General features: G+C 42.8%; 8 protein-coding genes, 1 tRNA gene and 1 pseudogene. 4 read left to right on the top strand and 6 right to left on the bottom strand.

All coding sequences use genetic code 11. The annotated features are described in order from the left end of the window. The first annotated feature begins 11 nt into the window (after positions 1 to 11). A tRNA-Phe gene (locus QFZ48_RS10965) sits at positions 12 to 84 on the top strand. Between the two features lie 247 nt (positions 85 to 331). Here QFZ48_RS10965 and QFZ48_RS10960 read toward each other — a convergent pair. The 6 genes and pseudogenes from QFZ48_RS10960 to QFZ48_RS10935 all read right to left on the bottom strand — a co-directional run bounded on the left by QFZ48_RS10960 (position 332) and on the right by QFZ48_RS10935 (position 7,775). Further along, a pseudogene (locus QFZ48_RS10960) lies at positions 332 to 913 on the bottom strand (plasmid pRiA4b ORF-3 family protein). Between the two features lie 30 nt (positions 914 to 943). Continuing rightward, positions 944 to 2,485 carry a Fic family protein gene (locus QFZ48_RS10955; RefSeq protein ID WP_429062268.1) on the bottom strand — a complete coding sequence of 514 codons (1,542 nt, stop codon included), beginning with the start codon at positions 2,483 to 2,485 and terminating at the stop codon, positions 944 to 946. A gap of 204 nt (positions 2,486 to 2,689) precedes the next feature. Beyond that, positions 2,690 to 3,844 carry an epoxide hydrolase family protein gene (locus QFZ48_RS10950; protein WP_429043101.1) on the bottom strand — a complete coding sequence of 385 codons (1,155 nt, stop codon included), beginning with the start codon at positions 3,842 to 3,844 and terminating at the stop codon, positions 2,690 to 2,692. Positions 3,845 to 3,935: 91 nt separating this feature from the next. Continuing rightward, the gene (locus QFZ48_RS10945; RefSeq protein WP_429062267.1) at positions 3,936 to 4,352 is read right to left on the bottom strand and encodes a hypothetical protein; all 417 of its coding nucleotides are present in this window, start codon (positions 4,350 to 4,352) and stop codon (positions 3,936 to 3,938) included. 181 nt (positions 4,353 to 4,533) lie between these two features. Then, positions 4,534 to 5,334, bottom strand: coding sequence for a lipid II flippase Amj family protein (locus QFZ48_RS10940; RefSeq protein ID WP_429062266.1), 801 nt, complete (start codon positions 5,332 to 5,334; stop codon positions 4,534 to 4,536). Between the two features lie 35 nt (positions 5,335 to 5,369). Further along, complete coding sequence (locus QFZ48_RS10935) at positions 5,370 to 7,775, bottom strand: ABC transporter permease (RefSeq protein WP_429062264.1); 2,406 nt, start codon at positions 7,773 to 7,775, stop codon at positions 5,370 to 5,372. A 229-nt stretch (positions 7,776 to 8,004) separates the two neighbouring features. On the opposite strand from QFZ48_RS10935, the gene QFZ48_RS10930 reads away from it, so the two are divergent. The 3 genes from QFZ48_RS10930 to cls all read left to right on the top strand — a co-directional run bounded on the left by QFZ48_RS10930 (position 8,005) and on the right by cls (position 12,726). Next, positions 8,005 to 10,152 (top strand): alpha-galactosidase, encoded by a 2,148-nt coding sequence (locus QFZ48_RS10930; RefSeq protein WP_429062262.1) that lies wholly within the window; start codon positions 8,005 to 8,007, stop codon positions 10,150 to 10,152. 184 nt (positions 10,153 to 10,336) lie between these two features. Next, positions 10,337 to 11,221 (top strand): carotenoid biosynthesis protein, encoded by an 885-nt coding sequence (locus QFZ48_RS10925; RefSeq protein WP_429043115.1) that lies wholly within the window; start codon positions 10,337 to 10,339, stop codon positions 11,219 to 11,221. A gap of 26 nt (positions 11,222 to 11,247) precedes the next feature. Continuing rightward, complete coding sequence (gene cls / locus QFZ48_RS10920; protein ID WP_429043117.1) at positions 11,248 to 12,726, top strand: cardiolipin synthase; 1,479 nt, start codon at positions 11,248 to 11,250, stop codon at positions 12,724 to 12,726.

Below are 12,726 nucleotides of genomic sequence, written 5' to 3'. Positions count from 1 at the left end.
AAAAAACGGATGGTGCGGTAGCTCAGTTGGTAGAGCAAAGGACTGAAAATCCTTGTGTCGCCGGTTCGATCCCGGCTCACACCACAGAAACGGGAACATTACTGTAAAAAGTATTGTTCCCGTTTTTTATTTCCCCTAAAACCCGGACCAGGCCCGTCATTAACGGAATACTTCATTCACCCGTGGGTTCGACACTGTTCATTTTCCTATTATATAGAATTGGGTTAAAAAAAATTAAACCTTATTGGTTTTGCTATCTACTAATAAGTCTGGCAGACTTTTTTTACGACTTTTAAATAATGGAACATTGGATGTATTATTTGCTGAAAGTTTAAAAGAAATCAGCCGGCGAAACAAGAGAAAGTCGCTTATTTATTTCCCGGAGATTAAAATAGGATGCGTTCCAGGTTTCTTTGGAATCTAAGCCAATCCAATCAATAAACTCCTTTTTTTCCTTTTTTGTACCAGAGGCAAAACATTGCAGCATGGCTGCATAACCATATATTCCTCCCACATCTTCAGGCGGGCATTCATTTTCCCCGTCTATACAAACAGCGCAATAAAGTTCTCTACTTATAATAGATTCTAATTTGATCTGGTGTACCCAGTTATCACCAAAATCATAAGTATACACATATTCATTTCCTTTCTTTTTAAAAATAGTTTTGATTAAAACAGATCTTGCATCGTGCAGAAGGATACCTGATTCTTCATATGGAATGCCTATTCCTTCGTCATCCATCATTCCTGATTTATTAAACCGGAAAAGATGACCATTCTCCTAACCGAAAGCTGCCTGGATGGTCATGTGTAAGTTGTAAAATGAATAATCTTCCGGCACTATAATACTGCGCCATATTAATGGAGAAGAATCTTTCAGGCTTATATGTAACTGGAACGCTTTACTTTTCATAGTGTAAGCAATTATAAACGGTAGACATCTTTATTGGAATATTTCCTGGTATTTATTTTCGATTTCAATAACCTCTTTATCTGTCAAAGCTTCGAACTCTTTTGCTCTCGCTCTTTCAGATAGTTGTCCTCTTCCTTGTTCCAGAAAACGGACAAGCAAAGCAACTGTTTTATCTGGCATCTCAAAGTAGTTGTCCAGATAATCTTTCATAAGATCATACTTTTCGAGATAATCAACTTCTTCAGGAATGGTTTGCTCGATGGTTTGCTGAACGCAACTATATAAAAACTCCACCTGCTTGGTTGCATCAAAATACCGGTAAAAATCAATTGTATCATTCAGTACTTCAACGTTATTATTTTCAGTGGGTTTCCATTCCACCAAATTAAGACGCGGCCTTGAAAAACCCTCTAACACCCGGCGGTACTCATCCAATCGCTCCAAAATGATGGCAGAAACAGGAAAGATTATTCCTTTTGAAATATATTCTTTTCTTAAAAGCACATGATGGATCAGGTACCGGTGAATCCTACCGTTTCCATCCGCGAAGGGATGTATAAATACAAATCCAAAAGCAATCAATGCTGCAGCTAATACGGCATCAAAGGAGCCATCCTTTTCCAATTTTTGGTTGGCAGCGATCCAACCATCTATTAATGCATCAAGGTCCTGCCATTTGGCTGAAATATGATCTGGAATGGGTGTCCCATGTCGTCTGTCATGTTCACCAATAAACCCTTCGTGATCGCGGAATCCCATCTTGGTGAATCGCGGGTTATCTATTACTATCTGTTGTAACCGGATTAGTTCGTCTTTCGAGATTGGTGTTTGACCTGCCTGACCGATAGCCCGTCCCCAACGCTGTGCCCGGTTCTGCGGTGGTCTTTCTCCTTCAATGGCATAAGATGCTTTTGAATCTTTTAATAACAAAAAAGCCGATGTTCTCGCCATAACATCCGGGTGAATTTTTCCGATGATCCTTTTTATCTGTTGGGATAAATCAAGACTGATATATTGCTCTAATAAAGCAGTCTTTCTGATCATAGGACAAAAATCTTTAACGCCGGGAAGGTTATTTCTTATCCGATGCCTTTTAGAAGTCTCCAGTCTATCACGACAAGCATATTGAATGTCTTCATCAACCAGGTTAATATAATTACCAGCTATCAGATCAGGAATTTCCAGTTGAAAACCCATCAACCACTCGTACAAGAACCATATTTTCCTGCTGTATTGGCCCGTTGGTTCATTGCTGATCACCTTACTAATCTCTTCTGCATCCAGCTTTTCAAATAATTTTTTTAGTAGCCCAAGTTCAATTCCTTCATACTTTAATGCAAAAGTCAGGTGCCCCATGAGAGTATCTTCAGGCATATGTCTGGGTGTAAAAACAATCCATTCATCCGTTTTGTATTGCTTGTGCTTTTGGCTTATAAGAGCCAGGATATCAGGAAGCGGAGCCTGTAAATTATAGGCCTTTAATATCGCCCCATATCCTACTAAATAACCTTTTTCAGGCGAAGTTCTCTCCTGAAATACCGTTATTAATTGTGAAAAGCTGTTAATTTCCATCTTATTTCATGAAATATAGTTATATCTAATTTATGAAAATTATTTAGAAAGCATGAAATGTGATTAAAAATCGACGCTATTTGTGAAAACTAGTTATTTAGTATATCTAATATATTCACAAATTTCTGAGTGAATGGCTCACTCATATGAAAAGCCCAACTTGTATTCCGGGTAATCTTTAATATCTCATTCGCTCCCACTCATTCACCGCAAGCTTACCCCACTCAATGATTTTGCAAATTTTCGAACATCCCCTGCAAATAGATCTGGTTGTTCCATTGCCGTAAAGTGTCCTCCCCTGGGCATTTCAGTCCATTGCTGCACATTAAAGAGTCGTTCCGCGAATTCCCTGGGAGCCGGTACAACGTCTTGGGGGAATATAGCCACACCCGTAGGAACTTCCACTTTCTTAATTTCCATATTTTTCTCCTCCTGTTGTATTGAAACGGCCGCCTCATAATAGAGGCGCACTGCTGAAGTTATTGTTTGCGTAGCCCAGTAGATAGTAAGATTCGTAAGTAATTCATCTTTGGTAAAAGTATTTTCAAGCTTGCCATCACAACCACTCCAACTAAAGAACTTTTCTATCAGCCATGCAGCAAGCCCCACAGGCGAATCATTCAATCCATATGCCAGCGATTGCGGCTTCGTAGATTGTATTACGGCGTAACCTCCTTCGGTTTGACTCCATTGCTGACCGGTTTGCACGTATTTCTTTTCAGATGCCGTCAACGCATCCGGGGAGATAGAGAACAGATGACGCCAGGGGATATCGGTAAGATGAATACCTTTAAGAATTTGAGAATTATTAACCGCAATTTGCTCCGCAATGGTGCTACCCCAATCCCCACCATGCACTATAAAGGAGGAATAACCCAACTCCTCTGTCATCAATTTTGCAAACAAGGATGCTATGCGTTTTGGATTCATACCCGGCGATGTCGGAATATCCGAAAAACCATAGCCTGGTATGGACGGAATCACTACATCAAAGGAAAACCCATCATCAGGAGCAACCAACAGCGGAATTACTTTCAGGAACCGCATAAACGAATCTGGGTAACCATGTATCAACAAAAGAGGCACGCTTGTTTTGCCTTTTCCTTTTTCATGGATAAAATGAATACCTTCGTTGTCGATAGCAGTTTTAAAATGCGAAAACGAATTAAGGAAGGCTTCATTCTTTTTCCAATCGAAGTTATGCAACCAATAATAGCATAACTCTTTCAAATATGTTGTGTTTGTGCCCGTTTTCCAGTTGTCGTTGTTAATGTCATTGGTCCAGCGTGTCATCGCCAGGCGGTGACGTAAATCGTCGAGTAGAGATACGTCGATGTTTATAACATAAGGCTGTTTCATAATTTATGTTTATACTCTCCCAACAAAAATTGTGACACCTTGAATTGGCTGGTTCCGATTTATCATATGAATGCCCAAATACAACGTTTCTTCATTGCCCTTCTATGTTAACGGTTATTCCAAGTATTCGTCCTATGGCCTCTTTCACCTCCTCCACCCGTTCATTAAACCGCAACCCCGATTGGGCTACCAACCTTTCAAATATATGGATGCTCCCGTTTTCAACCAGCTGTTGCAGCCGGAATATGTTCTCCCCGCTTGTTACTTTTTTATCATACCAGCTCGAGTATAAAACAAGGTAGTGAACCTCAAAAGCAGACTGGTTAAAATAAGACACGATTTGCCCGATGTCAAATGCGCTGTTATCTATTACCAGGCTGAGGCTAAAAAGAAAAGAGGTATCCGATACTGCATGATACTCTATAACCGATTTAATGCGGCTGAGCTGGTCGTCTGACCGGCAGTACGGGTCCGGAGTATTTACGACAATAAATTTCTCCTTCCACAAAGCATCCAGTTTTATGGGTTGTTTGAAGAGATAAAACCGCTTTCGCTGAAACAAGTTTTGTATCGTTCTTGTTTTGCCTGAGTGAGGATCACCAACAATGACAAATAATTTTCGTGGGTTAAAATTCATTCTCAAAAAAACACGGAAAACATCAAAAAAATGTTAACCAATTGTGAACGGGCTATACTTTTTCTGCCAGCCAGGCAATCAATTGCGCACAGGGTAAAAGTAACAGCTGTGCAAGTATCGTTCCGGCAATACGGGCAATTACCATATAGGCAACAAATCTTCTGAAAGCGCCCTGTGAAAGCTTCCCTAATACCACATCATCCGTGAGTATAGATAAATGCGGATCAATAAACAATACCATCAGCACCGTGGCCATACCGTTTATAACACCCGATAAATTGCTGGCTGTTGTTCTGTACTCAGGATTCAGATATGCAGCATACACACACGATAAAACCGAAATTGTTATTACTGCGCTGGCCAATACATTGTAGATAAAAATACGCCAGGGCATATCCCTGTTAGCAGGCAATTCCAGGAATTGCTCTTTTGTGGGCATCCGCATGCTTTCTTTCATGAACTGCATACCGGCGCCGGATAAGCCAACATAAAATAACCTGGGAATAGATTTATGTACACTAAAATGCACCACTGCCTTAGACAATAACCGCTGAAAAGTTGGGATCAACAGTGCGCCAATTATAGCGCCAATAGTACACGACAGAATAATATACCTGAATATCTCCATATTGGAGGAAAGCCCCTGTTTCAGGTCCCGTTCTACCGTTTTGGCCAGTAACGGCGCCTGCAACGTATTGGCGGTGCGGGATAAAAGAGCAAGGATATTAAATAAAGAAAAGGTAATGGCAATTCTACCGGTTTTTACACCTACCAGTCTTACAGCATAAGACAACGTAGTTATCCCGTTAATAAACATCGTAAGGATAAGCACAATAATAATCTGAGTGGCCATTTTAGTAATCCTTTAAAGGATTACTAAAATAATCATTATTCCGTTCTCAGGCTCTTTACCGGGTTAATAGCCGCTAACCGGTGAGTCATCCACACAATGATCACCCCTACCAGTATTGCCAGGGTTAAGCCCACAATCAGGAAAGGCAATACCCCAATGTTGATCCGGTAGGCATAGTCCATCAGCCAGCCATGTAAGAGATACCACGATAATGGCCAGGCAATGATATTGGACACAACAATGATTCCTGAAAACTCTTTTGTAAAAAGCAGGAGGACGTGTAAGCCCGATGCACCGAGTACTTTTCTTATTCCCATCTCTTTATTCCTCTTTGCAATACTCATAGTAACAATTCCCAGCACCCCCAGCAACACAATCATCAGTGATACTGCAGTGGCAGCCTTTGCAGCCTTCCGCATTTGTGTTTCCGTATCGTATAACTGCGCTATACTATCATCCAAAAATTTGAAATCAAAAGGAGCATCCGGGAAAACCTGCTGCCATTTTCGTTGCAATGCAGTTACTTGTGTCGCCGTATTTCCAGGATTAAAGCGGAACGATAAATACCGGTATATATTTATTCCCCGTACCGGCTGAAAATAAACCGGGCCTATGGCATCATGCAGACTCCCAAAATGAAAATCCCGGGTAACACCACTCACATACAGCACCTGGTTAAAATTATGCAGCCGCAGCGGCTTATTGATGGCTTCTTCCGCACTCCTCCAACCTAATGCCTTTACCGCCGCTTCATTAATAATAATTTTGGTAGAATCTTCCGGGGCGCCATTATAAAAGCTTCCTGCATCCAGTTTGATATCGTAAGTGGCCAGGTAGCGCTCATCTGTAATAAGTGACACCGCCGAAACAGCAGTACTGGAATCATTTTCCGGCCTGTAAATCCTGCTGGCGCCACTGGCTGCCCCGTCGGGGATCACATAGGCAAAGGTGGCATCTTTTATTTCCGGCATTGCCCGGAACTCCTCCCTCATTCGTTCCATATGTGCTACTCCCGCTATGGTCCAGTCGCGCGGCACGGCAACAGTCACCAACTTTTCCTTATTATACCCAAGGTCTGAATTGAAAAAGAAAGCCACCTGCCGGTCTATTACAATCGCAGCAATAAATACCACGATGGCTGTCACAAATTGTACGGTTACAAGCGACCGCCTGAATAATAATTTCTCCTTTACATCCTTTAACTTCCCTTTCAATGCGGTTACAGAAGGTTGCGCAGATAATACAAACGCAGGATAAATACCTGCCAGTAAGCCAGTAAACAGGATTACCAACAATGGTAACACGGCAAACCTGGCAGGAAAATAAGATAACGCTGGAATATCTTTCCCGATCATCTCTCCAAACCAAGGTCTTACTATAAAATACAAACCCAGCGATACAATAAAAGAAAAAGTAACGACTAACACCGACTCGGTAATAAACTGAAATATTAACTGCAGCCGCTTCCCTCCCATCGCCTTTCGTACACCGATCTCCTTTAATCTTGTTAAAGAATTACCGATAGAAATATTGACAAAATTTATAATCGCCATCAGCAGGATAAACAATGCCACTAATGAAAATACGGTGATCATTTTTCTCGCCAGCCCTTTATTCATAAGGAGGTACCAGTTCTTCAAAGATACCGGCGTTACCTCCAGCGTACGTTGAATTTCTGCGTTCGTATTGGTAGCCAATAATGTTTTTATTGGCCCCTGGAGCTGGTCAGCAGTAACACCCGGTTTTAGCATTACATAGCCCACAATATAGGGCGATAACCAGCTGTTAAATCCAAACTCCCTTCCAAAATAACGTATGCTGGCGGGTGAAAGAAATATTTCATTTCCGGGTTTAAAAAAGTTGGTGATGGTATTAAAAGGAAGATCTTTTATTACAGCTGTTACTTCAAAATTATCATTCCTTCCATCGAAGGATTGTATCCTTACTAACTTCCCTACCACATCTGTTTTGCCAAAATACTGCTTTGCTTTCTTCTCCGTAAGCACCACCGCATTTGGCTTATCCATTGCGGTGTGCGGATCACCATAGGCAACCGGAAAATTAAACATCTCAAAAAAAGTTGAATCCCCTGGCTGTACCCCTTCCCTGAAATGCTTATCTCCCACTGAAATAACAACATTGATTCCATCGTGGGCATAAGCTTTTTCCACCAGCGAGGGATAATTATCCTGCAGTGCCTTGGTTAGTGGTCCTAATGTTGTTAACTCTGTTCCTGTTTCCGGATTTGTCCATTTGCTTCTCAGTAGAAAAATGCGGTCACTATTCTTCACAAAGTGGTTTACCTGGTATTCTTCCCAGGTATATGCACCGATCAACAATACAAATGTGATCCCGATAGCTAATCCCCAGATATTCACGATAGCAAAAAAACGGTTCTTCGCCATATTTCTCCAGGCAATCAGAAAGTAGTTCTTTATCATAAACAAATGAATAGTGGTTTCTTCTTCCCGCGAAAAAAATGCCGCACCCCAACGTATTGATGATCAATAACCTTATAAAAGATTTTTGTCCGGTACCGGACAACTTTTGTTCACTTTTGTACGGGCACATCCTGACCGGAATGATACCTGTCTCCCGTAAATTACCATATACATCCTTTCTTTTTATTTGTATTTTGTACGCTTATTCCTCGTTAGTAAATATTAAAACATGAGAACACTGTTTTGCATAAGCTTTCTATTGTTAACCCACTGGGTATCTGCACAAGAAAAAAATATCCGCATTGCTACCCACAACATTAGCCTGGTGTACAGCATTAACCCGGAAGGCCGGTTAATACAACAATACTTTGGACAACAGTTACAGCCCGATATGGCGGATACCCTTGCAAAAGGGAAACAGGAGGCCTATATAACCGCCGGCATGGAAAGCCTGCTAGACCCGGCTATCCGTATCGTTCACACCGACGGAAATCCTTCCCTGGAGCTAAAATATGATACCTATACATCCGCAAAAACCAGCGATGACATCATTGCAACTACCATTACACTTAAAGATCCCGTATACCCGGTAACCGTTATCCTCCACTTTGAAGCGTACTATAAAGAAGATATTATCAAAGCATGGACGGAAGTAAAGCACAACGAGAAAAAACCGGTACAGCTAACAGCCTACGCCTCTTCCATGTTGCACCTGAAAGCAGATAAATACTGGTTAACGCAATTCCACGGCGAATGGGCAAAGGAAGCTGATATGCAGGAACAATATCTTACCACCGGGATGAAAATCCTCGACAGCAAACTGGGCGTAAGGGCCAATATGCTGCAATCGCCCCTGTTCCTGCTGTCATTAAATCATCCTGCTGAAGAAGAGAATGGAGAAGTATTGGCCGGAACATTAGCCTGGACAGGAAATTTTAAGTTTGGATTTGAGGTAGATGAACATAACTCACTCCACATTAATTCCGGTATTAATCCTTACGCCAGCGACTATACGCTAAAACCAAACGAAGTTTTCACCACGCCGGCATTCATCTTCACCCTGTCGGCCAAAGGCACAGGACAAGCCAGCAGAAACTTTCATCACTGGGCACTCAACTACGGCATCCTTGATGGACATTCCCCACGTTTAACCCTGCTCAATAACTGGGAAGCAACCGGCATGGACTTCAACGAACAACGGCTAACCGGTCTTTTCAGCGGGGCCAAAAAACTGGGGGTAGATCTGTTCCTACTCGACGACGGCTGGTTTGCCAATAAATTTCCACGCAATGCAGACAACGCAGGCCTGGGCGACTGGGAACACAACACCACCAAACTTCCGCATGGATTGGGCTACCTCGTACAGGAAGCAGAAAAACAAAACATAAAGTTCGGTATATGGCTGGAACCGGAAATGGTAAATCCAAAAAGTGAGTTGTATACAAAGCATCCCGACTGGATACTTCGCCTGCCAAACCGCGCTGAAAACTATTACCGCAACCAGATGGTGCTGGATCTTACCAACCCTGCAGTACAGGATTTCGTGTATGGTGTGGTAGATAAAACCATGTCGGAAAACCCGGGCATCGCTTATATCAAATGGGATTGTAACCGGATGCTAACCAATACCTATTCTCCTTACCTGAAAGAAAAGCAGTCGCACCTTTTTATCGATTATACCCGTAGCTTATACAAAGTGCTCGACAGGGTAAGAACGAAATATCCTCACCTGCCAATCATGCTTTGCTCCGGTGGCGGCGGTCGCACAGATTATGGCGCCATGAAATACTTCACCGAATTCTGGCCCAGTGACAATACCGACGGACTGGAAAGAATTTATATCCAGTACGGATACTCACACTTCTTCCCGGCCAATACAATGGCCGCACATATCACCAACTGGGGCAGCCAATCCCTGAAATTCCGTACCGATGTAGCCATGATGGGCAAACTGGGATACGATATCAAAGTGGACGATTTTACAGAGAAAGAATTACAGTTCAGTCGTGATGCAGTAACTACGTATAAGCGTATCAGTGATATTGTGTGGTATGGCAATCTTTACCGGCTTATTTCTCCCTATAAGGAAAACAGGGCGGTATTCCAGTATACCAGCGATGATCAGCAAAAAAGTATTGTTTTCAGCTACCTGATGAACATTGCAAAAAACGACGTATTTACACTCGTTAAACTGCAAGGACTGGATCCTCAGAAACGTTACCGCATCAACGAAATAAACCTGTTCCCGGGAACACATTCTTCCTATCATTTTGATAGGCTCTATAGCGGCGATTTCCTGATGAAAGAAGGCATTCAGCTGGTACCAGGCAATGGCAGATCACTAAGCAGCAACATCCTTGAAATAACAGCCGAATAAAGTACCGTATATTTAAATGCCCTGTTTCCAGTAACGATGGAAACAGGGCATTTTCTTTTGAAAGAAAATGAATCGCAGGTGATTTATTATCTTCAATACTTCAAACTACAGGGATATGCTTCCTTTCGCCAATATGCCTTATGGTAATGCTCCTGGATACTGCTTTCCGCTAACGGAGATCTGTATGTATATCCTTTTGCTTATTTGCGGCTGGCACGCCCTGAAAAAAGGAACCGCACATATGGCGTGGTTACTGGGGGCACTGTGTTTCGGGTTGTTGCTGGAATATGTAAATGTAGCCACCAGCAGCGGCTATGTGTACGGGCAATTCTGGCTCATGTTGGGCAAGGCGCCGCATAACATTCCGTTTTGTATTGGCTGTGGTTGGGCGGTCATTATTTATTCGTCGCGTTTATTTACAGATAACTTTGGGTTGCCGTTATGGGCGGCAGCTGCGCTGGACAGCTTGCTGGCATTGAACATCGATGCAAGTATGGATGTGGTAGCCTATCGCCTGCATATGTGGCACTGGGATTGGGTGGGCAGGGGCTATCCTTCGGAAACGCTTACCGGTCAATGGTTCGGCGTGCCATACGCTAATTTCTATGGCTGGTTGCTGGTGGTATTTTTCTATTCCCTCTTTGGCCGGCTGCTGGAAAAAGTAGCCGTCACCCGGGTATGGAAGGCATTGCTGCCTTTACTTTCCATTCTCCTTTCACAGGCTGCCCTGTGGATATCCTTATTTCCATTGGCCGATTTACTGAAACAAGCATTTGGCATCAGCAGTATGCATCGGCTCATTGCTTTGATAATACTACTGTCGTTAATGGTAGCAACGGGTTTTGCCAGGAGAAATAGCACCAGTGGCCATTACTTTCCGCTGGCCGCATGGATTGTTCCTTTATGGTTCCACGTGTATTTCCTGGCCTGGTTATTCCTGGGAGGGTTCTCCCGCGAAAATAGCTGGATGACGGCTTTCTCGCTGTTAAATGCAACGATTGGTATATTGATACACGTACCCATGTTGATAAAAAAGCAGCCTGTAACTATTTTAACGGAAACATGTTAATATTAATACTTAAATAATTTTTACTGGTGAAAACACTGATCGGTTATCTAACAGGTGCAGAATGGCATATTTACATCAAAATAGGCAGTATCGTCTTACTGATCCTTATTTTCATCGGATTGATTGCTACCATTCTGCTTGAAAACCGCAACCCGGTAAAGGCTATCGGTTACATCCTGGTGCTGGTGTTTATTCCCGTTGTTGGTTTAATTGTTTACTACTACCTGGGACGTGATCTGCGCAAAAGAAGGAGGTTTACGCTGAAAGGCAGTAAAGATGAAGTACTATTTTCCAGGTACTGGGAGTCGCAAAAACCACTGATAGAACAAATGCAGGTAGAACTCCGGCGGCTGGCAGGAAACAAACAGGAGATTTCAGCCATGCTGCTTAATACGCGGCAGTCTATCCTCAGCAAAAATAACAGGGTACAACTACTGATCAACGGAGAAGAAAAGTTCCCGGTGGTTTTCAGCGCACTGCGTGCTGCGAAACATCATATCCATATAGAGTACTACATGATTGCAGATGATGATGTGGGAAATGAAGTAACCAACATCCTGATCGAAAAATTAAACCAGGGTGTCCAGGTACGTTTTCTGTACGATGATATGGGCAGCGACCGGATCGGGGATATTCCCGAACGGTTAAAAGCACATGGCGCCAGTGTATACCCTTTTTCCCCTGTGCTTGTAGATTTTTATCTGAACGCCAATTACAGAAATCACCGGAAAATTATCGTGGTAGATGGTAAGGTCGGCTTTGTGGGCGGCATCAATCTCGATGAACGGTACATCAACAATGGCAAGCATCCTACTTTCTGGCGGGATACCCATCTGAAAATTGAAGGCGATGCGGTAAACATACTGCAGCTGCAGTTTCTGATGAGTTACCGTTATTGCAGTAAAGAAGTATTTCCTTTTGCAGAACCGTTCTTTGGCCGGTCAGATTTAACGGGTACCTGCTTTGTAGATATCGTTGCCAGCGGGCCCGATTCAGAATGGCCTGTTGCCATGCAGAGTATTCTTATGGCTATTAATATTGCCAAGAGAAGAATCAGGATCTCTAATCCCTATTTTATTCCTACTGAAGAGCTGCTCACCGCGCTGCAAATGGCGGCGCTGGCGGGGAAAGATGTACAGCTGATGTTGCCGTTAAAAGGCGATTCCTACATTGTACAACATGCCGCCCTCTCCTATCTGAAACCTTTGCTGGCGGCAGGTATCAAAATATATTTTTACACGCGTGGTTTTATTCACGCGAAAACGATGGTGATAGATGATAATCTTGCCTGGGTAAGTTCCGTTAATTTTGACAACCGCAGCTTTTATCTGAATTGTGAAATAGGTGCTTTGATCTATGATACAGAGGTGGCTACCCGGCTGAATAAGGTGTTTGAAGAAGACCTTTTATATTCAGTTCCCGTTCAGGAAACCCGCTGGAACAGGCGCAATATTCTAAAGCGGTTTATGGACGCTGTTTGTCGCCTCCTTACACCGCTATTATAA

Origin of the sequence: Chitinophaga sp. W2I13 (assembly GCF_050434005.1) — a bacterium.
Lineage (GTDB): Bacteria > Bacteroidota > Bacteroidia > Chitinophagales > Chitinophagaceae > Chitinophaga.
The sequence above is the reverse complement of the archived record's forward strand: the minus strand, read 5'-3'. Positions and strand labels throughout refer to the sequence as shown.

Coding starts and splice junctions, on each gene's coding strand:
- QFZ48_RS10955 (WP_429062268.1), bottom strand. CDS start 2,485: ATGGAAATTAACAGCTTTTCACAATTAATAACGGTATTTCAGGAGAGA.
- QFZ48_RS10950 (WP_429043101.1), bottom strand. CDS start 3,844: ATGAAACAGCCTTATGTTATAAACATCGACGTATCTCTACTCGACGAT.
- QFZ48_RS10940 (WP_429062266.1), bottom strand. CDS start 5,334: ATGGCCACTCAGATTATTATTGTGCTTATCCTTACGATGTTTATTAAC.
- QFZ48_RS10935 (WP_429062264.1), bottom strand. CDS start 7,775: ATGATAAAGAACTACTTTCTGATTGCCTGGAGAAATATGGCGAAGAAC.
- QFZ48_RS10930 (WP_429062262.1), top strand. CDS start 8,005: ATGAGAACACTGTTTTGCATAAGCTTTCTATTGTTAACCCACTGGGTA.
- QFZ48_RS10925 (WP_429043115.1), top strand. CDS start 10,337: ATGTATATCCTTTTGCTTATTTGCGGCTGGCACGCCCTGAAAAAAGGA.